This is a genomic window from Sorangium sp. So ce1504, assembly GCF_051521635.1.
GTDB lineage: Bacteria > Myxococcota_A > Polyangia > Polyangiales > Polyangiaceae > Sorangium > Sorangium cellulosum_B.
The window spans coordinates 2209938-2232804 of record NZ_CP150365.1; the positions used below are offsets into that span (position 1 = coordinate 2209938).

Annotated in this window: 16 protein-coding genes; 11 read left to right on the plus strand and 5 right to left on the minus strand. The window is 72.5% G+C overall.

Going from position 1 to position 22867, the window contains the following annotated elements:
- The first annotated feature begins 42 nt into the window (after positions 1-42).
- Together WMF39_RS08500 and WMF39_RS08505 are read left to right on the plus strand one after the other, a co-directional pair.
- Positions 43-1131 (plus strand): AAA family ATPase, encoded by a 1089-nt coding sequence (locus WMF39_RS08500; protein ID WP_437745046.1) that lies wholly within the window; start codon positions 43-45, stop codon positions 1129-1131.
- Positions 1113-1916, plus strand: coding sequence for a hypothetical protein (locus tag WMF39_RS08505; RefSeq protein ID WP_437745047.1), 804 nt, complete (start codon positions 1113-1115; stop codon positions 1914-1916). The genes WMF39_RS08500 and WMF39_RS08505 overlap by 19 nt, the downstream gene beginning before the upstream one ends.
- A gap of 113 nt (positions 1917-2029) precedes the next feature.
- Here WMF39_RS08505 and WMF39_RS08510 read toward each other — a convergent pair whose 3' ends face one another.
- Both WMF39_RS08510 and WMF39_RS08515 read right to left on the minus strand, forming a co-directional pair.
- Complete coding sequence (locus WMF39_RS08510) at positions 2030-2968, minus strand: hypothetical protein (RefSeq protein ID WP_437745048.1); 939 nt, start codon at positions 2966-2968, stop codon at positions 2030-2032.
- A 48-nt stretch (positions 2969-3016) separates the two neighbouring features.
- A complete protein-coding gene (locus WMF39_RS08515) occupies positions 3017-4711 on the minus strand; it encodes a hypothetical protein (RefSeq protein WP_437745049.1) in 1695 nt (564 codons plus the stop codon).
- 516 nt (positions 4712-5227) lie between these two features.
- Between WMF39_RS08515 and WMF39_RS08520 the strand changes: the two genes are divergently transcribed.
- Both WMF39_RS08520 and rlmN read left to right on the plus strand, forming a co-directional pair.
- On the plus strand, positions 5228-5425 hold the full coding sequence (locus WMF39_RS08520) for a hypothetical protein (protein WP_437745050.1): 198 nt from the start codon (positions 5228-5230) through the stop codon (positions 5423-5425).
- A gap of 9 nt (positions 5426-5434) precedes the next feature.
- On the plus strand, positions 5435-6637 hold the full coding sequence (gene rlmN, locus WMF39_RS08525) for a 23S rRNA (adenine(2503)-C(2))-methyltransferase RlmN (RefSeq protein ID WP_437745051.1): 1203 nt from the start codon (positions 5435-5437) through the stop codon (positions 6635-6637).
- Here the strand turns inward: rlmN and WMF39_RS08530 are convergent.
- A complete protein-coding gene (locus tag WMF39_RS08530; protein ID WP_437745052.1) occupies positions 6615-7403 on the minus strand; it encodes a DUF5995 family protein in 789 nt (262 codons plus the stop codon). The two genes, rlmN and WMF39_RS08530, sit on opposite strands and share 23 nt — an antisense overlap.
- A gap of 678 nt (positions 7404-8081) precedes the next feature.
- On the opposite strand from WMF39_RS08530, the gene WMF39_RS08535 reads away from it, so the two are divergent.
- The gene (locus WMF39_RS08535) at positions 8082-11543 is read left to right on the plus strand and encodes a nitric oxide synthase oxygenase (RefSeq protein WP_437745053.1); all 3462 of its coding nucleotides are present in this window, start codon (positions 8082-8084) and stop codon (positions 11541-11543) included.
- A 157-nt stretch (positions 11544-11700) separates the two neighbouring features.
- On the opposite strand, the gene WMF39_RS08540 is transcribed toward WMF39_RS08535, so the two are convergent.
- The gene (locus WMF39_RS08540) at positions 11701-11976 is read right to left on the minus strand and encodes a hypothetical protein (RefSeq protein WP_437745054.1); all 276 of its coding nucleotides are present in this window, start codon (positions 11974-11976) and stop codon (positions 11701-11703) included.
- 476 nt (positions 11977-12452) lie between these two features.
- Here WMF39_RS08540 and WMF39_RS08545 point away from each other — a divergent pair, with 476 nt between their 5' ends.
- From WMF39_RS08545 to WMF39_RS08570, 6 genes are all read left to right on the plus strand, one after another.
- The gene (locus tag WMF39_RS08545; protein ID WP_437745055.1) at positions 12453-12620 is read left to right on the plus strand and encodes a hypothetical protein; all 168 of its coding nucleotides are present in this window, start codon (positions 12453-12455) and stop codon (positions 12618-12620) included.
- Positions 12621-13166: 546 nt separating this feature from the next.
- Positions 13167-14264, plus strand: coding sequence for a hypothetical protein (locus WMF39_RS08550; RefSeq protein ID WP_437745056.1), 1098 nt, complete (start codon positions 13167-13169; stop codon positions 14262-14264).
- Between the two features lie 96 nt (positions 14265-14360).
- Entirely contained in the window at positions 14361-17981 is a 3621-nt protein-coding gene (locus WMF39_RS08555; RefSeq protein ID WP_437745057.1) for a serine/threonine-protein kinase, read from the plus strand.
- A gap of 811 nt (positions 17982-18792) precedes the next feature.
- Positions 18793-19455 (plus strand): hypothetical protein, encoded by a 663-nt coding sequence (locus WMF39_RS08560; RefSeq protein ID WP_437745058.1) that lies wholly within the window; start codon positions 18793-18795, stop codon positions 19453-19455.
- Entirely contained in the window at positions 19431-20054 is a 624-nt protein-coding gene (locus WMF39_RS08565; protein ID WP_437745059.1) for an RNA polymerase sigma factor, read from the plus strand. The genes WMF39_RS08560 and WMF39_RS08565 overlap by 25 nt, the downstream gene beginning before the upstream one ends.
- A gap of 57 nt (positions 20055-20111) precedes the next feature.
- Entirely contained in the window at positions 20112-20702 is a 591-nt protein-coding gene (locus tag WMF39_RS08570) for a Uma2 family endonuclease (protein ID WP_437745060.1), read from the plus strand.
- 155 nt (positions 20703-20857) lie between these two features.
- Here WMF39_RS08570 and WMF39_RS08575 read toward each other — a convergent pair whose 3' ends face one another.
- Positions 20858-21796, minus strand: a complete 939-nt coding sequence (locus WMF39_RS08575) for a hypothetical protein (protein WP_437745061.1) — start codon at positions 21794-21796, stop codon at positions 20858-20860.
- Positions 21797-22867 lie beyond the last annotated feature (1071 nt).

Here is a 22867-nt window from a genome sequence, read left to right on the forward strand (position 1 = left end):
GCTGAGGCATCTCCTCGGCGGTGGCGCTATGCTCGGCGCCCCATGCTAACCGAGCTCTCGCTGCACGAGTACAGGGCGCACACGGCGACGCGGATCCCGCTCCAGCAGCTCACAGTGCTCATCGGGCCCAACGCGGCGGGCAAGTCGAGCGTGCTGGAGGCGCTGCAGCTGCTCGGCAGGGCGATTGAGGACAATGAGTCCACAAAGTCGGTGTTCGTCGGCGCTCGCGATCTGCGATGGCTGAGGCGCCGTGAGGCGACGGGGCCGATGCGCGTCGAGCTCAAAGGACGCAGGCAGGACGCTCCGCCCTGGAGGATCTGGTTCGACTCGTTGAATTCAGGCGTAGGCTGGGATGTGGAGGGGCCTGCTGCGCTGGACGAGGACGCAGGCGCTCACCTGAAGGTATCCGTGGTGGGTCGCACGTTGCGTACCGCGGTGATGCTTCGGCTCGATTCCAGGCGCCTCGCCGAGCCGTCGATCAGCGAGGAAGAGGTGCCGGGCCTCCAGGAAGATGGCTACGGGCTCGCGACCGTGCTCTCGGCCATGAAGCTGATCTCGACAGCACGTTTCAGGGAGCTCGAGGACGCCGCCTGCCGGATCGTGCCGACCCTGCGGGGGATTGGCTTCAAGCGGACGCGGATCGAGCGGCAAGCGGCGCGGGCGATAACGGTCGAGGGGCAGAAAGTTCTCGTGCAGGAGCGGGACGTGGGGGTCGCGGACGAGCTCGTGCTCGACTTCGTGGACGCTACCGGTCTGCCTGCGCATGCGGCGAGCGAGGGGACCCTGATCGTGCTCGGTGTCCTCGCGGCGCTGTACGGACCCGCTGCGCCGCGCTTGCTCCTGCTCGACGACATCGAGCGGGCGCTGCACCCCAAGGCGCAGCAGGATCTCATCAAGATGCTGTACGCGGCCCAGGCCGCAGCGACGGAGGCGCAGATCATCGCGACGAGTCACTCGCCCTATCTGGTGGATGCGCTGAAGTCGGACGAGGTGGTCGTGCTCGGGCGGGGCGCCGACGGGCGCGTGGCGGCGCGGCGACTGTCGGAGCACCCCAAAGCGAAGCTGCTCGATGTGCTCACCAGCGGTGAGCTGTGGACGGCCGAGGGCGAGGGGTGGGTGACCGGAGCATGACTGCGCGATTCGTGCTCGTTGCCGAGGACGAGCTGGGGCAGAGGCTCGCCCGCGATCTGGCGGATCGCGTGGTCGCTGAGCGTGGGGTCGAGTGGTTGAGAGATCTCTGGGCTGACGAGGGTACGCTCTCCATGCATCGGACCTTCAGCGGGTTCAGGGCAGGGCAGGGGTGGTGTCGCTGGGCGGAGGTGAAACGGCTTGCCGAGGAGCGCTCGATCCGCGTGCATGGGCTCGGGATGAGCGCAGAGCGAGCCATGGCGCGCAAAGCGGTCGCCATCGCGGCGGAGATCGACGCGGCGTCACCAGACGAACCGCGCATCGATGCGCTGTTCCTCGTGCACGACACCGACGGCGACGAGGAGGTCCGCGAGCGGCTCCGGGATGGGGCGCGCGGTCGAGGCGCTCCGCCCTCTTTCAGGGTGATCGTGGTGGCGCCGCACCCGGAGAGCGAAGCCTGGGTGATTGCCGGGGCCGCGCCCTGGTTGGCCAAGGGCCAGATCCAACACGGCGAAGAGCGAAAGAGGCTCGGCTTTGATCCCGTGACCCGGCCCGAGCTGCTCAGCGCCAATCGGGCCACGGACAAACGCGACGCCAAGCGGGTCTGCGAGGCGCTCCTCGGGCCCCATGGGGACGCTTACCAGGCGTGGGAGAGGTGCTGGAAGGAAACACCGCTCGAGACCCTCGAACAGCACGGGGCGCACGCTGGTGTGCGCGCATATACGCAGGAGATCGAGGAGACGCTTCTACCGCTTCTCGGTGATCCACGGCCGCGCGACGGGCGATGACGCTGAGTCGGACGCCGTAGCTCTCGGTTCGACGACTTTTGACCTCTTGCAGAGGAGCTCGTGACAGCCGCGTCCGGTCGACGCGCAGTGCGTGTCGGCGCCCAGGCCTCGTCCTACCGCCGCCCCTTGCTCCGCTTGCGCGTCCCCTGGACGATGCGCGCCGCGTAGCGCGGTATCGGGGCGGTCGCGCCGAGCGCCGCGGACAGGCGGTCGACCTCCGCATCCGAGAAGGACGCCTTCCGGAGCGCCGCGATCGCGTCCGCCACGACGTCGCGCGACTCGGGGCGCTCCGCCCGCGTCTTCTCCTCGAGCCAGCGCACGACCTCGGGGAAGCGGCCGGCGAGGGACGCGATCTGCGCGGGCATCCCCTGCCGGAGGAGGCGCAGGCCCTGCAGCCGCTCGTCCGCGCGCGGGGAGCGATCCGACAGCACGAACGCCTCCTCGAGGCGCTCGACCACCTCCGCGCCTGCCGAGAGGCTGGCGAGCAGCGTGCGCTCGGCGAGCGCCTCGAGCGCGACGTACGCCTGCAGGTAGCCGTCGGTCCAGGACGAGAGCTCGCCGACAACCGCGTCGCCGCGCGCCGCGATGACGGCGCGGAGCGCCGCCACCACCCCGTCGCGCACGACGCGCCGCGGGTCCTCGGCCAGCTCCTCGAGCGCCTCGAGCGGATCGAGCCCGCCCTTCCCGCGGCGCGCGCCGCCCGCGCGCGGCGCCTGCCCCGCTCCGCCCGCCGGCGTGGCGCCCTTCACCGCGAGCGACGCGAGCGCCTGCGCCGCCACGATGAGCGCGTACTCCTCGGCGGTCGCGGAGAGCGCCCGCACGAGCCGCTCGGCCGGCGCGCCGCGGTCCGCGATCGCCGCGCCGACCGCCCGCGCGAGATCCAGGTTCACGCGCGGCAAGGGGGCGTTCGGCCCGAGGTCGGGGCCTGGCGCGCGCACCCCGCCGCGCCGGGCGGGCAGCCCGGAGCTCCGATCGAGCAGCGCGAGCAGCTCGGCCGGGTCGCCGCTCTGCACGGCGCGCTCGATCGCCGCATCGATTTTCGGGTTGCGCAAGGCGCCCGGGGGAGTCGCCCCCCGGCGCGTATCCGAGGTGTCAGCCATTCAGAACCCCAGGGAAAGACCGACCTCCGGGGAGAGGACGGTGGTCACGGCAGGAAAGGTGAGGCTCGCGCGGAGCGCGAGGTTCAGCGAGAGGGCCTCGATCGGCGCATAGGCAACGCCCGCGCCGACCGACGCGAACCCCTGGCCCGCTTGCCGGGTCGCGGTGAGCGTCTGTCGCCGAGCCTCGACTCTGCCGCTCGCTCCCGGCCTCGTGCAAGGGCTCGTCCTGTCGGCAAGGTCGGCCCCGCAAGCGGTCGCGTCCTCGAGGACCTCCACGTCGACCTCGGTGTCGACCTGCGCGACCCCGGCCGCGGCGAGCACGAACGGGCGCGCGCCGAGCTGCTCGAAGGGCCGCGCGCCGAGGAAGTACTGCGCGCGCGCCTCGAGGTGGAGCGGCAGGAACGAGGCGCCGCCCTCCGTCGTGCCGCCGGCCGCGAAGCCGACGCGGCCGCCGACCGTGAGGTTGTCGAGGACCAGCCGATCGTAGGCGATCGCCACCCGCAACGTCGCGAGCGCGAAGCCGAGGTTCACGTCGTTCGCGACGTCCGGCGTCGGCGTGCCGTCGTACCGGGTCCCGTCGCCGCGCAGGCACACGAAATGGTCGCTCCGCTGCGACGCGACGGTGCACACGTCCTGGCCGGAGAGCAGCGCGACGTCGGGTGAAAAGGTGAGGGTGACCCAGCTCCTCCGGACATCCGGCGCAGCCTCCGCGGCGGCTCGCGTGACGCACGCGCCGCCGACACAGGCGAGCCCGCGGTCGCACTGCCGGTCGTCGAGGCACTGCCACGGGCGCTCCTGCTCCGGGGCCGCGCACTCCGCCGGCGGAGCGTGGCCGGGCCAGCGGGGCGGCGCCGAGCTGATGCTCTCCCTGATCTGCGTGACCAGCGGGGCGTCGCGCGTGCCCGCGCTCGCGAGGATCGCGCCGTCCTCGTCGACGGCCGCGACGTGATAGAGGAGCTTTCCCGTCCTTCCCACCGCGGCGCAGGGCACGTTGATGCCGAACCCCTGGCCCCGCAGCTTCTTCATGACGAGGGAGCGGACCTCGCGCTCCCCGGGCGCCAGGTACCAGACGGTCACCTGCTTCACGCTGGGCAGCAGCTCGGCGGGGACCTCGGCATGGAGCGGGACGGGCGTGCGGACGCGCTGCTCGGGCATCGGCGCGATCTGGAGCTGCGCTTCCGCCGCGCCGGGCGCCGCGGGTGCCCCGGTCGCTCCGGCCGCCGCGGGCGCTCCGCCCGTTCCAGCCGCCGCGGGCGACCCGGTCGCCCCGGCGCCGGTGGCCGCGCGCGCCTGCTCGAACGCGGAGGAGACCTCCGAAGTCGTCAGATCCGGGTCCAGCTTCGCCGAGGGATCGACGCGGAGGGCGTCCGCGAAGGCGCCCCGCGCGTCCTCCAGCCCCTTTCTGCTCTGAGCGAGCACGGTGCCCAGCGCGACCAGCAGCCTCGCCTTGACCGCGGGCGAGCAGCCCGACTCGCCGCAGGCGTCCAGCGCGGCCCGGAGCTTGCGCTCCGCCTGGGCGAACCGCGTCTCGAGGTAGTCGGTCCCCATCGCCTCCTTCAGGGCCGCCTCCGCCTGCGCGTTCCGCGGCGGAGCCTGCGCGGCCGCGGCGCCCGCAGCGAGCCACCCGGCGAGGCTCCCCGCGATCGCGAGGGACGCGCGCGGCGCGCAGGAAACAGGGCCGTGGCGTGCGGACATCGGCGCGCAACGTAGCCCACCGGTGTGTCCGCGAGCGCCAGAAAAGCTTGGGGACGGGAACCCCGCTCACCCGATCCTGGAACACGCCACGCGCAGGAGGGACAAATAATCCACAGGTTGTTCCCAGGTTGTGGAAACCCCGTGGGACCCTGGCAACTCAGTTGCCCGTCCTGCGCTGATCGCGGGGCGGCAGCCCCTCCAAGCCCCGGCGCCAGCCGAAGCCAGCCCGGGCATGGACGCGCCGCCCACACCGATGCAACCGATTTTGCTGCGATTTCTGGCGCTCCGTGGCCCGGCGCGCCTCCCAACTTCCGGGCGCTAAACTCCCTCCTTCGGAACCAATCTGCAACCCAAAAATCACGTTCCCGAGCCCGGTTTGACAGTCCACATGCTTGTCCACAGATTGGCCACCTGATGGCCCCAGACGGCGCCCAGGTTTCCTGTCGGATGGGGGGCGCCGGGCGAGTTCTCGCTTGTCTTTCGGGTGGCGATCGACATGCGATTGACAAGCTCGCGATGACCTGGGTGGGGGAGGCAGCGGGCGCCGGGGCTCGGCCGGAGCGCCCGGCGAGCGTCCATCCGGCGGACGCGCGGGCGCCGGGGCTCGGCCGGCCGGAGCGCCCGGCGAGCGGTCCATCCGGCGGCCGTCCGGGTGAGGCGGCCGCGCCGGGCGCGGTGTCGCTGGGCCGCGCGGCGCCGCGGCTGGCGTGCTAGCGGGTGCGCATGCGCGTTCCGGAGATCCCCGAAGAGATGGCGTCGCCCTTGCGCGCCGGCGACCCGCCGGCTCAGGTCGCAGGGCGCCCGCTGATCCGGAGGAGCGCGCGTGTCCCACGTTGGAGCGCGCGGCTCGCCGACCACGACGCGGCTTCGCTGGCGGAGCTGCTCCGCCGGGCCGGCGGCACGGCGTCGGCGGCGCGCGCGGTCTCCGGCAAGGTGGTGCGCCACGCCTTCGGCGCCGAGCCGGGCGCGCCGGTGCCTGCGCCGGCCTGGGACGCGCGCGCGCTCGCCGCCCTGGGCGTGGGGGCCTGGGCGCACGAGGCGTTGCTCGCGCTCGATCCGGCGCCGTCGCTCGAGATCGCCGAGCGGGCGCCGGCGCAGGACGACACGCTCCGGCTCGTCCTGCGCGCGCGTGACGGCGCGCTCATCGAGTCGGTGCTGATCCCGGGGCCCGCCCGCACCACGCTCTGCGTCTCGAGCCAGGTCGGCTGCGCCCGGGCCTGCTCGTTCTGCGAGACGGGGCGGCTCGGGCTCGAGCGCCAGCTCGCCGCCGGCGAGATCGTCGATCAGGTCCGGATCGCCCGGGCGCTCGCGGCCGAGCGCGGCGGCGCGCCCCTCAGGAACCTCGTCTTCATGGGGATGGGCGAGCCGTTCGATAACCTCGGCGAGGTGCTGAAGGCCATCCGGCTGCTCACCGATCCGCGGGCCTTCCGGTTCGCGCCGTCGCACGTCACCGTGAGCACCGTCGGGGTGGCGGACAAGATCGAGCCGTTCTTCCGCGAGGCGCGGGCGGAGCTCGCCGTCAGCCTCAACGCCCCGGACGACGCCCGCAGGCAGGCGATCATGCCCGTGAACGCGCGCTTCTCGATGGCGGCGCTGAAGGAGGCGATCGCGCGGGCGCTGCCGCAGGGGCGGCGCGTGCTCTTCGAGTACGTGCTCTTCGATCGCTTCAACGACGCCCCGGAGGACGCGGATCTGCTCGCGGCGTACGTCGCCGGGCTCCGGTGCAGGGTGAACGTCATCCCCTGCAACCCCGGCCCGGATCCGGCGCTGCGCCCGCCGTCCGCCGCGCGGCTCGACGCCTTCGTGGCGCGGCTGTCCGGCCATGGCGTGACGACGCTCGTGCGACGGCCGCGGGGGCGCGACGTGGGCGGCGCCTGCGGTCAGCTCGCGGGGATGGCCCGCGTCAGGCAGCCAGAGCCAGCGTGAGGGCGGCGCCGCGGGCGAGCGGGGCCCCGACGCGGAGCGCCCCGTGGCCCGCCGCGAACGTACGGGCGATCTTCCCCGAACGCTGGTCCATCCGGGCGAGCACCGCGCGCTTGCCCGTCTCGCCGGTGTGCCCGAGCGTCGCGAGCAAGGAGAGCAGGTCGGTCCATACCCGGTCGCGCCAGCGCCTCAGCAGGAACATCACGACGCTCGAGATGGCGCGCTCCACGTCCGGGCTGAAGGTCGCGATCCGGGCGAGCGGGCAGCGATAACGAGCGCGCAGGATCGCGAAGATTTCCGGCATCGCCGCCGCGAGAATTTCATTCACAAGGTCGTGGTCGTGACGGTAGCGGTCGAGAAGCCGGGCGTCCTGCGCCGCGCCGTGCTGGACGATGTTCCTGTAGAGCCCGAGGGCCAGGTCGTAGTTGATGTGCGCGTTGATGCCGAGCAGCCCGTGCACCGCCGCCGCCGCCCCGCCCGCGCTGGCGCACTGGAACGCGACGTCCCACGCCTCGATGCCCGTCGACCGCCCTTCCAGCGACGCCGCGAGGGCCGTCAGGTAGTACTCGCAGAAGATCCCCGCCAGGCGCGAGATCCACGCCGGCTCGAGGAACCGGCCGTCCGAGCCGCCGACGACCGCCTCGTTCACGCGGCGCGTGATCACGGCGTAGACGTCGGGGAACACGGCCCGCGGGTCGTTCCTCTCGCGCAGCCGCGCGGCGACCGTCTCCAGCGCGATCAGCGCCTCGGAGACGTTCGCCGGCGTCATCGTCACGCCCTGCAGGACGGGATGACGCGCGGTGGACACCGCGGGACGGGACGCAGCCAATGACCGCGTCTGCTTGCTCCTCATCGCCAGGGGTTGATCCGAAGTAAGGGTCTTCATGGCTGCGCTGAGCGAGCGAATTCAAGGATCGTGCCCGTATGTCCGGCCCGCAGTCGTACACAGCCACAGGATGTACGAGCGCACGCAGCGCGGCGCTCGAGCGCGCGATCGGCGCCTGCATGCCCGTTCGCCTGCTCTCCCTTCACGTCGGATTTCCCGCGAATACGGAGAACGCTCGCCCGTCGGTCCGGGGCGAGCGGGCGAGGTCCCGGTGGCGCCGCGCGGCTACCAGCGGCGGGAACGTCGAGCGGCGGACCCGTCAGCGTCGTGGCCCGACGCGGTGAGAGCGCAGGCCGGCGCGCCAAAGTGCCCCATGAGGCAGATTGTGACGCGCAGACGGGTCTCCTCCAGGCAAAACAAGGAATCCCCCGACGCCGTGCACACCTTGGTAATCCGGGTGCGGCGGTGTGTGCTGGGTCGCGCGGGCGTTTTCGGGTTTCGGCCGGCCGGGTGATGCGCCGTATCCTGGCGCGGAGCGCTCCGCGCCTGCGCGCAGCCATCGACGCCGCCTGCGGCCGCGAGGGCGGTTGCGCTCCTCCGCGGCTGCCCCTGCCGAGCACCATGAGCTTCCTCAAGATCGTCTGTTCCGAGCCCAGAAACGACCTCGCCTCCTTCCTTCAATCGCTGCCGATCGAGCCCGCAAAGCCGGCCATCGCGCTCGTGATGGGCACCGCGGATCTCGCCTATCCGCTCGTGGCCGCGCGGACCTTCCTCGCGTCGGCGAGGGAGGTGGGCGCGTCGCACCTCCTCTGGGTGGCGCCGTACTTCCCTCCCTCGAGCCGGGTGGGGCAGCAGATCCGCGACGCTGAGGCGTTCGTGCGCGCCTCCGGCCAGGCGGTGACCACGGTCTGGCACGGACCTCTGCTGAGCGCGCTCAACCTCTGGCGCGAGGACATCCGGCTCCGCCGCACGCTGCCGCTGCCGCTGGGCGGCGGCGCGTTGCCCTGGGTGGCGCCCGCGGACGTGGCCCGCAGGGCGATCCGCGCGCTGGAGCAGCCCGCCGCGCCGGCGCCCGTCGTGTGCGGCCCCGCCGCCCCGGGCGCCGAGGTGGCGGCCGCGCTCTCCCGCGGCCTCCGCGCCGGCCTGATGAGCGAGCGCTTCGCCTGGCGCCGGTTCGAGGAGATCGATCGCGACCACGACCGCAAGCTCAGCGAGGATGAGCTCCTGCCGTACCTCACCGGCCTCGGGATGCGGGCCGACGAGGCGAAGGCGCTGCTCCTGGCCGCGGACACGACCGGGGACGGGACCGTCGACTTCGAGGAGTTCACCGCCGGGCTGCGGGGGCGGCTCGACAACCTGGTCCAGCAGCTGCTGCGCGAGGACCCGTTCGAGCTCCGGTACGTGGACACGCCGGCCGATCGGGCCGCGGCGGCGCTCGTCCAGGCGGGCCTGCGGAAGGCGGCGGCCGAGGCGCTGATCGAGGGCTGGGCGAGCCTGGCCAGGGAGGGGATCCCCGCGGACGTCCGCGGGTCCGACGAGGCCTGGCTCGAGCTGCCGCCCGCGAGCGTCGATGCCTGGGCCGAGCGGCACGCGCTCGATTTCGTCAACGTCCACCTCCTGCCCGGGCAGGGGCTGCTCTCCCGGCGCGAGGGGGTCGTCGAGAGCAGCGCCGCGATGGGCGCCCTGGCCGGCAAGGAGGCCGCGATCTCGAAGATCGTCGACGGCGGCGGCCGCATCCTGTCGCTCTCCCGCGCGCTCGACGGGAGCGGCGTCTCGGCGCGGTGGCTCGACGCGCCCATGGAGAGCCTCCGGTGGGTGCCGTGCGGGGATCGCGACAAGCGACGCGCGCTGCTCCTGTCGAGCGGGCAGCTCACGGGGCTGCACGTCGAGGGGGAATGGAACGACCTCCCCTCGGCGATGCGGCTGCTCATGGCGCGCGGCCCGCTGCCCGGCTGGCAGCTCACGACGTTCCGGGAGCTCGGCGAGCTGAAGATCGATCAACCCGCGGCGCTGTTCGAGCCGAACGAGGTCGTGTGCAACTGCGCCGGGGTCAAGCGCGGGCAGATCACGAGCCTCATCGAGGCCGGGTGCGCGACGCCCGCCGAGCTGTCGGAGCGGACGCGGGCGGGCCAGATCTGCGGCGGCTGCGCCCCGGCGGTCGCCGAGATGTTCGGCGGATCGAGCCTCCAGCAGGCCGAGGTGAAGGCCGCGCGGGAGCTCTCCCCCGGGATCTTCCAGATCACACTCTCGCCGGTCGGCGGCGCGCCGGCGGCGTCGGTGCCCGGGCAGCACGTCCTCGTGCAGGGCTACCTCGATCGGCGCTGGGTGGCGCGCGCGTACACGCTCTCGGCGCCGGCGCGCGCCGGCGGCGACTACGAGATCACGGTGAAGCGCGAGGAACTCGGGGTGTTCTCGCGGTGGCTGTGCGAGCGCGCCGCGGCCTCGCTGCTGCGCGCGTCGGCGCCGAAGGGCAGCTTCGTCCTTCCGGCGCCGCCCGTGGAGCGGGTGGTGTTCCTCGCGGGCGGGATCGGCGTCACGCCGGCGATGGCGATGCTGCGGGCGCTCGACGGCAGGGCCGGCCGCCCCGACGCGCGGGCCTTCCTCCTCGACTGGTCGGCGTCGCGCGCCGCGGATTTCGCCTATTTCGAGGAGGATCTGCGCGCGATCGCCGGCCGTACGCCCGGCGTCGCGCTCCGCTTGCGCGCGACGAAGGCGGAGGGGCGGCTGTCCAGGGAGCAGGTGGCCGAGCTGTATCCTTACCGGCCGGGGTCGCAGGCGCTCGTGTGTGGTCCCGATGCCTTCATGCGCGACGCGCAGGAGCACCTGCGCGCGGTGGGCTGGCCGCCGGACGCCATCCAGCGGGAGCTGTTCAGCTCGAACGTCGACACCGCCGGCGAGGTCCGCCCGACGCCGCTCCGGCGCGCCGGCGTGGCGCGGGCGGTCGGCGGGGTGTGTCCGGTCGAGCACGGGTCGTTTCACGTGACCCCCACCGCGCCCGAGGCGGTGCCGACCGAGGCCGAGGCGTTCCTGCGCCAGTGCTACGCGGAGCTCGGGGTGCCCTCGGCGGTGGAAGAGCGCTGGCAGGAGGTGCGGGCGAGCCTGGAGAAGCACGGGACGTACACGCACCTGCCCGACGAGCTCGCCTATGGCGCCCGGCTCGCGTGGCGCAACAGCTCGCGCTGCATCGGGCGCTTCTTCTGGTCGACGCTCCACGTGCGCGATCTGCGCCACCTGAAGACGGAGGAGGAGATCTTCCAGGCGCTGGTGGAGCACCTCGATCTGGCGACGAACGGGGGCGACGTCCGGGCGACCATGACGGTGTTCAGGCCGGGTGAGCCGCGGATCCGCATCTGGAACGGCCAGCTGGTCCGCTATGCGGGTTACCGGCTCCCGGAGGGCGGCGTCCTCGGCGATCCGGGGAACGTGGAGCTGACGGACCAGGCGCTCGCGCTGGGCTGGCCGGGCGGGGAGCGGACGCGCTTCGATCTGCTGCCGCTGATCATCCAGATCGGCGACGGCCGGCCGAGGTGGTTCGAGCTGCCGCGGGAGAAGGTGCTCGAGGTGCCGATCGAGCACCCGCGGTATGCGTGGTTCGCCGAGCTCGGGTTGAAGTGGCACGCGCTGCCGGCGGTCTCCAACCTGGCCCTCGATCTCGGCGGGATCCAGTACACGGCGGCGCCGTTCAACGGCTTTTACATGGGCACCGAGATCGGCGCGCGCAACCTGAGCGACGTGACGCGGTACGACCAGCTGCCGCTCATCGCGGATCGCCTCGGGCTGGACCGGACGCGCAGCGACACGCTGTGGCAGGACGCCGCGCTGGTCGAGCTGAACGTCGCGGTGCTGCACTCGTTCCGGCAGGCCAAGGTGCGGATGATGGACCACCACACGCTCTCGGAGTACTTCAAGAAGTTCGAGCAGCAGGAGCGGCAGTGCGAGCGCCCGGTCTATGCGGACTGGACGTGGATCGTCCCGCCGATGTCGGCGTCGACCATGGCGGTGTTCCACACCAACATGGAGAACAAGATCCTGAAGCCGAACTACCTGTATCAGGACGATCCGTGGAAGGAGCGGAAGGGGTAGCGGCGAAGGCGCATCCACGAGCGGACGTCGGAACCTTGTCTGGTACCCGCCGTACGTCGTGGCCGTCGAGGAAGGGCGGATCCCGGCGGGGGCCCCGCTTCCTCGTCGCTGAGGGAGCCCGCCTCGCCAAGGGCGCCCTGCGCGGTCGCGGCGCGCGTCAGCGGCCGCGGGAGCAGCGGAGCCGGCCGTTGTCGTTCTCGATGTCTCCTCTGCACCTCCTCCAGTCCACCATCCGTGTATTGTGGAAGTTGCCCCTCCGATCCTCGCAGCGGGCGAACAGCGTGCCTCGCTCCGTCCGGACGTTCCTGCACGTCTGGAGATAGGAGCCGCGTGGCGGACGACCCCTGTCCTGGGCTTGCGCCACATCGCTGCTGGACAGCACGGCGGACAGCGAGAGCGCGCCGAGGATCAGCGCGCCGAGCATACTCTTCATGGTTCCCCCCCTGGCAATCGCCCCGCAGAGCGATGCAGTTGAGGATTGTCTAGGGCGCGCGCTCCGGAGGCGCAATCCTGCTGGAACTGGGGCCTCGAGACCGAGCCAGAGCGTTCGAGCCGCAGAGGCATCGCGGTTGCAGAGGGGAGTGGAGAGCCGGAGCGCTGGTCTTTCAGTTCTCTCGAAGCGCTGATTCTCTATGTCGCCATGGATCGAGCTCTCTGCGTCTTCCAGGAATGTCGGCCTGCTCCTGCTCTGGCATGCGGGCGGCGCACGCTGATGGCGCGTCCAGTGCGCTGGGATGTGATATGCGAAGATGGATAGACGGGGCAGGGAATGAAGACATCGCGCAGATCCTGGTCGGAGCCTGGCCTTCGCGCGCAGCTCATCGCGCTCATGGACACGGTGTTCCCCCGGCCTGGCGCAGGTCATCGATCGAGCGCGCGCGCTCGGCGCCGCCGGCGCCGGTGCGGCGCGTGGAGCTCTTCGCCTGCCCGGACGCGCTCGGCATGGCGGGGACGGCGGAGCCGCACGTCTTCGTGGACGGCGACGATGCCATGGGCGGCGCGGGCGCGGCGCGGCTCCTGGTGCGAGGGGCCTTTCCGGAAGGGCCGCTGATGCTGCCGCGGCCGTTCCGGTGCTGAGGAGCGCCGGCCGCGGCGCTCTGCGGAGGGCCTGCTGTGCGCTGGACGCCGCGAGCGGCTGACCGAGCCACCGCTCCGAGGTCGCGAGGTCGGCGCACGCCTCGATGCGCGCCTCGTCCTCCGAGGCGAGCGGGATCTGCCAGTGTGCCAGCGCGCGGCGAAGGGCTGCGCGTGCCTCGTCGAGGCGGCCGTCGAGGCGACCCTCATCGGCCAGCCGCTGCCTCATCCGAGGATTGGCCGCGAGCAGGACCTCGAGGAACCGTCGCTGCCGGGCGTCGATCTCCGGGTCGTCGGTCCTCGCGAACCTCCACAGGAACTCCTCATGGATATTCGTCGAATATGGGCAGGTACTTTAGCATGCCAGCACCCATTCAAGCGGCCGGCGTCGTGATACCCAGCGGGCGAACTCGTCGAGCGGCTGCCCGCTCGAAGCACGATGAAATGTGCAATTCTCGAAACAACCGAGCTGTTCCGTGAAGCGCCTGTTAGGCACGTCGCAGTCGGTATCTCGCCATCAATGCTTCGCAGAGCCGTTGAGATCATGTTATGCAGGTGGGTGTGAGAACCTTATTGACGATTGCGATTTGGGTCACGTCGGCTGCCGTCGGCTTGAGCAGCGCCGGTTGCGGAGACGAACACGCATCTGCGTCAGGAAGCCAATCCGGCGGCGGCGGAGGGGGGGGCGGCAACGCCCTCGGCAACGACGGCTTCGACAGCGACGGCCCCGGCAGCGACGGCCTCGGCTGCGGGGGCCGCGGCGGCGCGGCGGCGTCGTCCGCATCATCGAGCAGCGCAGCGGCGTCCAGCTCGGCCGGCGCCGGGGGAGGGGAAGAGGGACAGCGCGACAGGTTCGGGATAGCGATGCTGCGGCCCACGCTGCCTTCGGGCAAAGCGTGGTTCTCGACCTGGGACAACGGCGTCGCGCGCACCTTTTCGGGGATCGACCCGCGCGATGCCTGGTTCGACGCCAACCACGGCGATGCGTCCTATCGCACCGACGGCCGGGGCATTCTCAAGATCAGCGGCAGCGTCCCGCGGATGTACGTGCACGACCCCGCGCTCGCCGACCAATGGCGCGACGTCGAGGTGACGATGTATTTCCAGCGGGTGGCCGACGACGGGACAGCCTGGGGCGGCCTCGTCAGCGTGGCGCGCACCAACCACGGCACGATCGGCGACGAGGACGTCAACAAATGCGACACGCGCGGGATCGCCGCCCGCATGCGCTACGACGGCAAGATCGATTTCGAGAAGGAGACGAATCACCCCGCCTCCGCGGCCATCCTCAGCAAGAGGTACTGGGACGGTGGCATGCCGAAGAATGTATGGATCGGGTACAAGCACCTCGTCTACGACCTGCCGAGCGGCGATGTGAAGCAGGAGCTCTGGATCGACAAGACCGACGGCGTGCGCGGAGGCACCTGGGTGAAGATCCACGAGCACGTCGACAAGGGGACCGACTTCGGCGTGGGCCGCCAGCCCTGTAAGCCGGGCATCGATCCCGCAATGAAGCTCACGCGGGCGCGGACCCGAGCGGGGTCGGAGACCGGCAAGCCCAACATCAGCGTCTATTTCCGGAGCGACGGGGTTGGCACCAACGGGCTCCTGTACAAGAAGGGCAGCGTCCGCGAGATCGTGCCCTGACGGCGCCCGCGCAGGAACGCACGAGCGGACGAGGGAGAGCGCGAGCGACCAGTTCCTGCGGGAGCGCCGGGGTGGCTAGGATATGCTCGGCGGCGGATGACCAGTTCGTCGCCGAATCCCTCCGGAGCCCCGCTCGGGCAGGGCGCCCGCCTCGGTCCCTTCCGGCTCGTCCGGCAGCTCGGTAGCGGCGGGTTCGCGCCGGTCTGGCAGGCCGAGGAGATCTACGAAGGCAGGAAGCTCCGCGACGTCGCCATCAAGCTCTTCTTCGTGCCTGAGCAGCTCGCGGGCTCCCCCGACGCGACCGCCGCGTGGCGAGACACGATTCTCGACGAGGCGCAGGCGCTCTGCCGGGTCGAGCACCCGAACGTCGTGCGGTTTTATTCGTTCCAGCGCGACGACGCCCTCGGCGTGGTCGGCCTCGTGATGGAGTATGTGGCCGGCACGAGCCTCGATGAGCTCTCTCGCGAGGCAGGCCGCCTCCCCGAGCGCGTCGTCCTCGAAGCGGCGTCCGCCGTCGCCTGGGCGCTCTCCGCGGTGCACACCGCCGGGCTCGTCCATCGGGACGTCAAGCCCGCCAACGTCGTCCGCGGGTCGGGCGTCTACAAGCTGATCGATTTCGGGATCTCCGGGGGAAACGCGCGGAGCTGGGTCGAGCGGGGGCTCGCCGCCCCCACCGGGCCGCCGCCCACCGTGGCGGTCGACGGTTACTCCGGCACGGTGCTGGCCGAGGAGCCGGCGGGCGCGACCATGACCTTGAGCGTGCCCGCGGTCGCCGGGGGCGTCCGGGAGCTGGGCTCCGTGCTCGCGGGCACGCCCGGCTACATCGCTCCAGAGTGTGCCGTCGGCCAGTCCGCCACGCCCGCCAGCGATCTCTACGCGCTCGGCGTCCTGATCTTCCGCCTGAGGACCGGCAGCCTCCCCGCCGAGATCGAGCAGCGCAGCGGGGAGCCCGCGCACTGGCTCCTCGTGCCGCGGCGACCGGCTCCCCCGCTCGAGGCGCTCGTGCCCGACCCGACGACGGCGACCGGCCTCCTCTCTCGCCTCACGGCAACGCTGGTCGCTCTGGATCCTCAGAGCCGCCCCCGGCACGCCGATCAGGTCGCGCGCGAGCTCGATCGCATCCTCGCCGCGCTCGATCCCGAGCTCGCCCCGCCAGGGAGCAAGGAAGGGTCGCAGCCGCCGGTTCGCGGGTCCGACCGGCCCGCGCGGCCGCCGCCCGAGGACCGCCCCGCGCGTCCGCCGCCCGACGGCCGGCCGCCGCTCCTCGGGCGGCGAGCCGAGCTCGACGCGATCGCGCGCGCTGCGCAGGCCGCGCAGGAGGGCCGCGTGCGCGGGATCGTGGTGGGCGGCCACCAGGGGATCGGGCGCAGCCGGCTGCTCGATGCGGCGGTCGAGCGCACCGGATGGGACCTGCGCCACGTCGTCCGGCTCCGGTGCCTGCCCGAGCGGCGGAGCCCGTTCTATCCGCTGCGCCGCGCCGCCGAGGAGCTCGGCGAGAGCGACCTCCCCGAGCTCCGCGCGCTCCCCGCGGCGCTGGAGCGGGCGCTGTCTCCGGCGCTGCTCCCCTCCGCGGACGAGGTCGCGCACACGGTCGAGGCCATCGAGGACGCGCTGCTGCGGGCGAGCGCCCGCGAGCCGCTGCTGCTCCTCGTCGACGATCTGCAGTGGGCCGACGCGGCGACGCTGGAGCTGATCAAGCTGCTCCTGCGGCGCGCCGCCGCGGAGGCGCAGGGCCGGCTGCTCGTGATGGCGGCGGCGCGCAACGAGCCGAGCCGGCCGGCGCCCCTGCGCGCCCTGCTGGGCGAGGTGCGGGCGCGGGTGTGTCCCGGGGTGACCTATCTCGGCCTCGCGCCGCTCGACCCTGAAGCCGCCGCCGAGCTCGCGCAGGCGGTGGGCCGCGGCCTGCATCCAGAGGCCACGCAGGGCGGGGCCGCGGCGCTCGCCGCCCCGCTCGCGCCCGCGCTGGAGCGGGCCGTGGTCGCGACGTCCGGAGGCGTGCCCTTCTACATCGTGCACGCGCTCATGGCGTGGCACGAGGGCGGCGCCCTGGCGCTCCGCGACGGGACCCTCTGCGCCGCGGACGACCGGGCCCTGCGGGGGGAGGTCCCCGGCGTGGCCGATCTGCTCGAGGCGCGGGTGGCCTCGTTCGCCGCCGACAGCGCCGCCGAGCGCAGCGCCCTGCGGACCCTCGCCGCGGTGGCGCTCTGCGGCGGCGGGCTCGGCGTCGACGTGCTCCTGCGCGTCGTGGGGGACGACGAGCGCGCCGAGGCGGCGCTCGAGGCGCTCGGCGGGTCGGGCGTGCTGACGGCCTCCGGCGACGCGCAGGAGTACAGCTTCCCGCAGGAGATGCTGCGGCAGGCGGCGCTCCACCTGACGCAGCGGCGGCCGTGGTTCCAGCGGCTGCACCGGGCGCTGCTCGACGCGCTCGCGGAGGGCGCGCAGGGGCGCGTGGACGCGGGGCTCCTCGGCGCGGGCTACGAGCGGCTCGGCGCGGTGGCCGAGGCGCGCCGCTGGCTCGGCCGCGCGATGGCCGAGGCGGCCGCCGCGGGGCTCTTCGAGGAGGCGGCGGCGTTCGCGGATCGGCTGGCCGCGCTCGCGGCGGATCCCGAGGCGCGCGCCGGCCTCGAGATCGACGCGGTCCGGGCGCTCATCCAGGGGCGGAAGCTCGAGGAGGCGAGCCGGCGGCTCGCGCGCCTCTCGGAGCACGCCGTCGTGGCGCGCGGCGGGCCGCTCGACGTGCGCCGGCGCATCCACCGGCTCGAGGTGGCGCGCGGGCTCAGCGAGGCGGGGGCCGATGATCCGGGGCTGCTCGCCGACGCGGACGCGCTCGGCGAGGCCGCGCTCCGCTGCGAGGCGCGGATGGCGCTCGCGGGGGTCGCCGGCGGGGATCGCGCGATGGAGCTCGCGGGTGAGGCGGTGGAGCTCGCGGCGGGCGCGGGCCCCGCGGCCGAGCTCGCGGCCCGCGTGCTCCGGTGCGAGCTGAACTACGCGCAGAACCGCCGCGATCACGAGCTGCTGGAGCGCGATCTCCAGCGCGCGCTCGCCATCGCGGCGCCGCTGGCCTCGGCGTGGCACAGGGTCCATATCGGCGGCGATCTCGCGGTGCTCGAGGCCGAGCTCGGGCGGACCGGCGTGGCGATCGACCGGCTGCGCAGGCTCGTCGCCGAGGCCGAGCAGCAGGGGATGCGGGGCCAGCTCCGGCTGCTCCTGCAGAACCTCTCGGCCTTCCTGATGCGCGAGGGGCGCGCCGCCGAGGCGGCGGAGGTCGCGCGGCGGACCGCGGAGCTCGCGGCGCAGGACGGGGACCCCGCGCTCCGCGCGGCGGCGCTCTCGCTCCTGGCGGCGGCGCTCACGCGGGCGGGCCGCCCCGCCGCCGCGCTGGAGAGCGCGGATCAGGCCGAGCAGCTCCAGCGGGCGCGGGGGGACCGATACCACGCGCTGACGCTGCTCCGGCGCGCCGAGATTCACTGGGAGCTGGAGCGGGTGGGGGAGGCCCTCGAGGACGCGGTGGAGGCCCGGCGCGTGGCCGAGGAGCACGGCGACGACAGCATCGCCGCCGGCGCGCGCCTCTGGGCGGCGCTGCGCCGCGCGCAGCTCGTCAAGAGCGAGGCGGAGCGCCGGCGGCTCGTCGGGGAGGTGCGCGCGTCGAGCCCGCGCGTCATCGGCCTCCTGCGGGGGCTCCTGCCGGAGATGGCGGCGTGGCTCGACGAGGGGTGATCACTTCGCCGGCTTGGGCGCCATGGCCGGCTCGAGAGGGCGTGTGACGACGCAAAGGCGGACGAGAAAGCGCCGGAGCGCGAGCACACCAGGGCCGGCGGAGCGCGATGGGCAACAGCCCGCGTGCGCATGCATTCCTCCACACGTTCACCCTCGTGGCGCGACGGGTACCAAGCGGGCCAGCGGCCCGGGGGCGGCCCGCCAGAGCGAGGCGAGGAGGGGTCGACGGCCAGCTCCTGTCGCTGTCGCGGCGGCGCTCGCCGCGTGACGCGCCGATGCCACTTACGGATGCCACGGATCTTCTCTCACGAAATCGACACCCACCGGCCGGAAGCCCTGGTAGCCTCCCGCGCGCTGCTCGTCCTGCAGCGAGGTCGAGGCGCTCGTGCGGCGAGGGCGGCGCTCGGGCGCGACTTTCCTCTTGACCCTGCATGGGCTCATCGCGCGCGCACGCGCGTGCCACAGGTCGACTCGCCGGGCCAAGAAAGCGGACGACGTCCACGAGCCGGCGCTGATAACCTTCCGGCCATGCTCTCCATCGAACCGCCCGATCCCCACATCGTCTCCCATTGGTTCGCGCAGTTCCTGGCCGTGTTCGGCTTCGGGTTGGGCTTCGTGCGCCGCAACCGCCGTCCGCGCTCCTGACGCGCCTCTTCGCCGGCTGCCCGCCGGCGCCCCCCCACGCGCTCCCCCTTCGACCCCCGCTGATCAGCCCCGGGTTTTGGGCCTCCTCGGTGTAGCCAAGTAGCCTCGCCCGCATGTTGCTCCACGTGTCCGGCCCTTCACCGGCGGCGGGGCGGGTGTTCGGGCCATGAACTTGGTGCTCCTGGCGTACGTAGCGACCGCGGGGGCGGCGGCGCTCGCGTGGGCCATGGCGCGTCGGAGGCCCGATCACCGGCCGATCGCCTGGCTCCTCACCCTCTACCTGCTCGCGAACCTCGGTCGGCGCGCGCTGCGGGAGCTCATCATCGCGCCTGCGCGCGACGCTATCCGGGCGCAGGGCCTTGATCCAGCGGCCATCTCGTTCACCGGCTGGGAGCGTGTGGCGGTCGACATCGACGGCGCGTTGTTCATCTCCTGGCCCGCCGGCGTCGCCGCGCTCGCGATCTGGGTCTTCACGAAGCGCCGGCCATGGGGCGTCCTGATAGCCTACGCAGCCGCCATGGCGTTCATGGTGGCGACCTACCCGCGCGGAGCTGACCTCCAGCGTCTCTATCTGGCCGTCGAGCTCGCCGCGCTGTGCGCATCGCTCGGCTGCCTTCTGGTCTGGTTCCGGTCGCGTGAGCCGCTGACACTCAAGGCGCTTGCGACCGGCATCATCGTCTCTGTCGAGCTCGCGATGGTCACGGGCGGTCCCTACCGCGGCAACATCTTCCTGACCTGGCAGAGAGCCCAGCAGATCCTCATCGTGATGTTCATGGCCCTTATAGCGGTCCACGCGGCGAGCATATGGCGATCTCGGGATTCGACGTAGCGCTGTGCCATCTTGTCCTCTTCGCGTTCGCGGCGATCTACCGCGCGGGGCGGGACTTCGCGCCAAGGCGCATCACGTCTGCCGAGCTCGTCGCGCAAGCAGGCGTCGTCAGCGCCCTCGTCGCGCGCTACCTCCGAGGTCGCCGGGCGACACGCGAGGACGTCAAAGACCTCGCGCAAGACGTGCTCCTCGCCGCGTGGGAGGCCAGCGAAGAGGACCGCTACCGCCCCGACCCGGACGTGCAGCCCGCAGAAGCGCTTCGTGTCTGGATACGGGCGCTGGCCTATCACCGCGTCCGCCATCACCTCGAAAGTGCCCGGGTGCAACGCGAGGAGATCGTTGCGATCCCGCCCCACGCCGAGCACGAGGCACCGACTCCGGATCAGGCCATCGAGCGCGAGGAGCGGCGCCTTGCCTTCCTCGAGGCGCTGCACCAGCTACCCGTGCACGAGGGCGACGTGATCGTTGCCCACGACATCTTCGAGATGTCGATCGAGGACGTGGCCGAGCAGCAAGACGCGCCGGTCAGCACGGCTTACAGGTGGCGCTCCCGCGGGATCGATGCGCTGATCAGGGCCGTGCGGCCGCGGCGAGGGTGAGCGACGGGCGGACCTGGACGCCTTGCCCCGCCGCCCGCCCACGGGCAGGCTTCCGTCATGGGTCAGCCCGCCGAGAAGCAGCGCCGCGCCACGTACGCCGACCTCGAGGCCGTCCCGCCGAACAAGGTGGCGGAGCTCGTTCGCGGCACCCTGCACGTGTTCCCACGGCCGGCGCCGCGGCATGCACAGGCAGAGACAGAGCTGGCTACCGAGCTCGCTGGCGCGTTCGGGCGCGGGCGCGGGGGCCCTGGCGGCTGGCGCATCCTGGTGGAGCCCGAACTGCACTTCCCCGACCCGCACGCGCCTGGTGAGATCGACGCGCTCGTGCCGGACATCGCCGGCTGGCGCCGCGAGCGCATGCCCGAGCTGCCCGAGACGGCGTACTTCGCGCTCGCCCCGGACTGGATCTGCGAGGTCCTGAGCGCCTCCACCGAGGACGTCGACCGCGACGAAAAGATGCCGATCTACGCGCGCGAGGGCGTGCGGCACGCGTGGCTGGTCGACCCCATCCAGCGGACGCTGGAGGTGTACATGCTCGGCGCGGATCGCCGCTGGGGACCTGCGGTCGTCCACCGCGACGCCGCCCGCGTCCGCGTCGAGCCCTTCGACGCCGTCGAGCTCGATCTCTCGGTGCTCTGGGCGAGCTGACCTGCAGCCGCGCTGACGCGGGTGCTTCGGCCGCAGCGACCGCTGGCGCCCTGCCCCAGGACCCCCGCGCGACCCTCCGAGTGCTCCACGGGGGCGCGTTCTGGAGGGGGTCGCGCGGCGGTTCTTCGCGCGGAAGGCGCAGGGGCGGGCGCGCGTCAGCCGCCCGACTCGATCCAGCAGCCGTTCGCCTGCCCTCCCCACGCGCCCGAGAGGTGGAACTTGTCCGGCGGGTAGATGCCACCCGGGGGGCGCCCCGCGACGGTGATGCGGCGTTCGTGGTCATAACAATACGAGCCGCTCAAATAAAGATAGCGATCCTTGCCGCCGTTGATCGTCGTATTGAGCGTGACCTGCGTTCCACTCACGGTTTGCCAGCTTCCGTCGACGCGCCTTTCCATCTTCACCGTCAGGTCGTCGTTGCCGTCGCCCTGGCTGACGAAGCACGCCCCCGCGACGATGCGCGAGTATTTGCCCAGGTAGCCGCTCGCCGTCCAGCTCGGCAACGACGTGGTCATGCTCGGGAGGTGCTCGGAATCGTCCACGCCGCCGAACGAGAGCGCCTCATTGTCGAAGTAGCTCTGCCACGACGCCGCTGCGCAGTTCCCGGCGGTCACCTCCGGCCCCGCGTCGTAGACCACGGAGAGCATCCGTGTCCCGCCGGCGATCGAGACGTGCTGCTCGAAGAGCCGCGGCGCGACGTCGGCCGAGGCGTCGGCGCTCAGAAGAACCTCGAGCGGCGTGATCTCGGTCCCGTCTTCGTGGACGAGCGGCATGAGCTTGTCGTCCTCGGGCGAAGAGACGACCAGGACGCCGATCTGGGGCGCCGCGCTGCTCGGATCCTCGTCGATCAGCGATACCGTCCCGACACGCGGCACCACGAATCGATTCAGCACCTTGCTCTCGATCCTCTCGATGGCCCGAGCGGGCTGGTTGCCGGCGCTCTCCTCGGGCGTTTCCCGCCCGAAACCGTGCGAGGCCTGGCTCGCGGACGCCTCCTCCGAGACCTGCCCCGTATCGCCCGCCTCGACCGCGCAGCCTGCCGCGAGCAGCGTAGCTGCGACGAAAACACCCGGAACGCGCCTATCGTTCAACATACTCGCCTCCATTTCTGGTGAGGTCCCCTGCGCATTCCGAGCAGTGCATTGGCCGTACCTGTGCGCGCACGGCGCGGATCGCCCGGATTTCAGCCCGTCAGGAGCGAGCGACGTGGGCAACGTGGAACAACGTCGTGACGCTGTCACGCAGGCGCGACGCCGGGTGTCATGCCCGTGCGACAGGGGCCCGCCTGCGGCGCTCGCCGCCGTCGCGGTCCACGCGGACGGCGCGGACCTCCGGCTCGACGTCGTGATGTCGCTCTTCGTGTCCGGCGCCGATCCGGCCGCCCTGCAGGAGCTCGCGGCGTTCGGTGAAGAGCGCGGAGGCCCGGAGGGCCGGTGCTCCAGGTTCGACGCGAGCCCCGTGGTGTCGTCCCGCGGCGGCGCGCCGCCGCCCCGGCGGGGAGCGCCGCGAGCGCCTTCCCGGAGGTGCTCTGCTCGGCGCGGATCATCGCGGCCATCTCCGCCGGCGGGGGAGGGAGCGGGCGGCGAGGCGGCCGGCGAGGGGGATCCGCGTGGCCACCGTCGGCCCTGGGAGAAGAGCGTGGGGGCAGGTCGACCTCGCCGCGACCAGCCGCGAGCTCCTTCTCGTGCCGCCGCGCCACGGTCGACCGGGCTCTGGTCGCCCGGGGTACCCGGCCGTCGGCGCGAATCTTGCGCGACGACACGCCGTCGCCGTCCGAGACCTGGCAACGGGAATACGTAGTTACGCAGCGGCGGCCGATCTGCGGGATGACGGGGATAGGTCGCGGAAGGTCACAGCCTATCTGCGGGATCATGGAGATAGGCCATGACGAGCCGCGACGTATCCTCGGGAATATGGAGATAGGGTGCCATGGTTCGCGGCCTACATGGGGAAATGCGTAGATATGTCGCGCATCACAGCTGATTGCGACGTTGGGCTGACAGAGTGCGGGCACGCAGGCACGATCCCGAAACAGGCGGCAGCGCATCGAGGGGCCCGACAACAGGGCGGCGAGCGAAGGAGAATCCCGCGGCGCTGCGCCGCCAGGCCAGGCGCCGACCCCGATCGGTGATGCCGCGGGCCCTTAACCGCGGGCGACGCGACGA

What these genes read in the sequence shown, in the direction of transcription:
- WMF39_RS08500 (WP_437745046.1), top strand. Translation starts at nt 43, where the DNA reads ATGCTAACCGAGCTCTCGCTGCACGAGTACAGGGCGCACACGGCGACG.
- WMF39_RS08515 (WP_437745049.1), bottom strand. Translation starts at nt 4,711, where the DNA reads ATGTCCGCACGCCACGGCCCTGTTTCCTGCGCGCCGCGCGCGTCCCTC.
- WMF39_RS08520 (WP_437745050.1), top strand. Translation starts at nt 5,228, where the DNA reads ATGACCTGGGTGGGGGAGGCAGCGGGCGCCGGGGCTCGGCCGGAGCGC.
- rlmN (WP_437745051.1), top strand. Translation starts at nt 5,435, where the DNA reads ATGCGCGTTCCGGAGATCCCCGAAGAGATGGCGTCGCCCTTGCGCGCC.
- WMF39_RS08530 (WP_437745052.1), bottom strand. Translation starts at nt 7,403, where the DNA reads ATGACGCCGGCGAACGTCTCCGAGGCGCTGATCGCGCTGGAGACGGTC.
- WMF39_RS08535 (WP_437745053.1), top strand. Translation starts at nt 8,082, where the DNA reads ATGAGCTTCCTCAAGATCGTCTGTTCCGAGCCCAGAAACGACCTCGCC.
- WMF39_RS08540 (WP_437745054.1), bottom strand. Translation starts at nt 11,976, where the DNA reads ATGAAGAGTATGCTCGGCGCGCTGATCCTCGGCGCGCTCTCGCTGTCC.
- WMF39_RS08550 (WP_437745056.1), top strand. Translation starts at nt 13,167, where the DNA reads ATGCAGGTGGGTGTGAGAACCTTATTGACGATTGCGATTTGGGTCACG.
- WMF39_RS08555 (WP_437745057.1), top strand. Translation starts at nt 14,361, where the DNA reads ATGACCAGTTCGTCGCCGAATCCCTCCGGAGCCCCGCTCGGGCAGGGC.
- WMF39_RS08560 (WP_437745058.1), top strand. Translation starts at nt 18,793, where the DNA reads ATGAACTTGGTGCTCCTGGCGTACGTAGCGACCGCGGGGGCGGCGGCG.
- WMF39_RS08565 (WP_437745059.1), top strand. Translation starts at nt 19,431, where the DNA reads ATGGCGATCTCGGGATTCGACGTAGCGCTGTGCCATCTTGTCCTCTTC.
- WMF39_RS08570 (WP_437745060.1), top strand. Translation starts at nt 20,112, where the DNA reads ATGGGTCAGCCCGCCGAGAAGCAGCGCCGCGCCACGTACGCCGACCTC.
- WMF39_RS08575 (WP_437745061.1), bottom strand. Translation starts at nt 21,796, where the DNA reads ATGTTGAACGATAGGCGCGTTCCGGGTGTTTTCGTCGCAGCTACGCTG.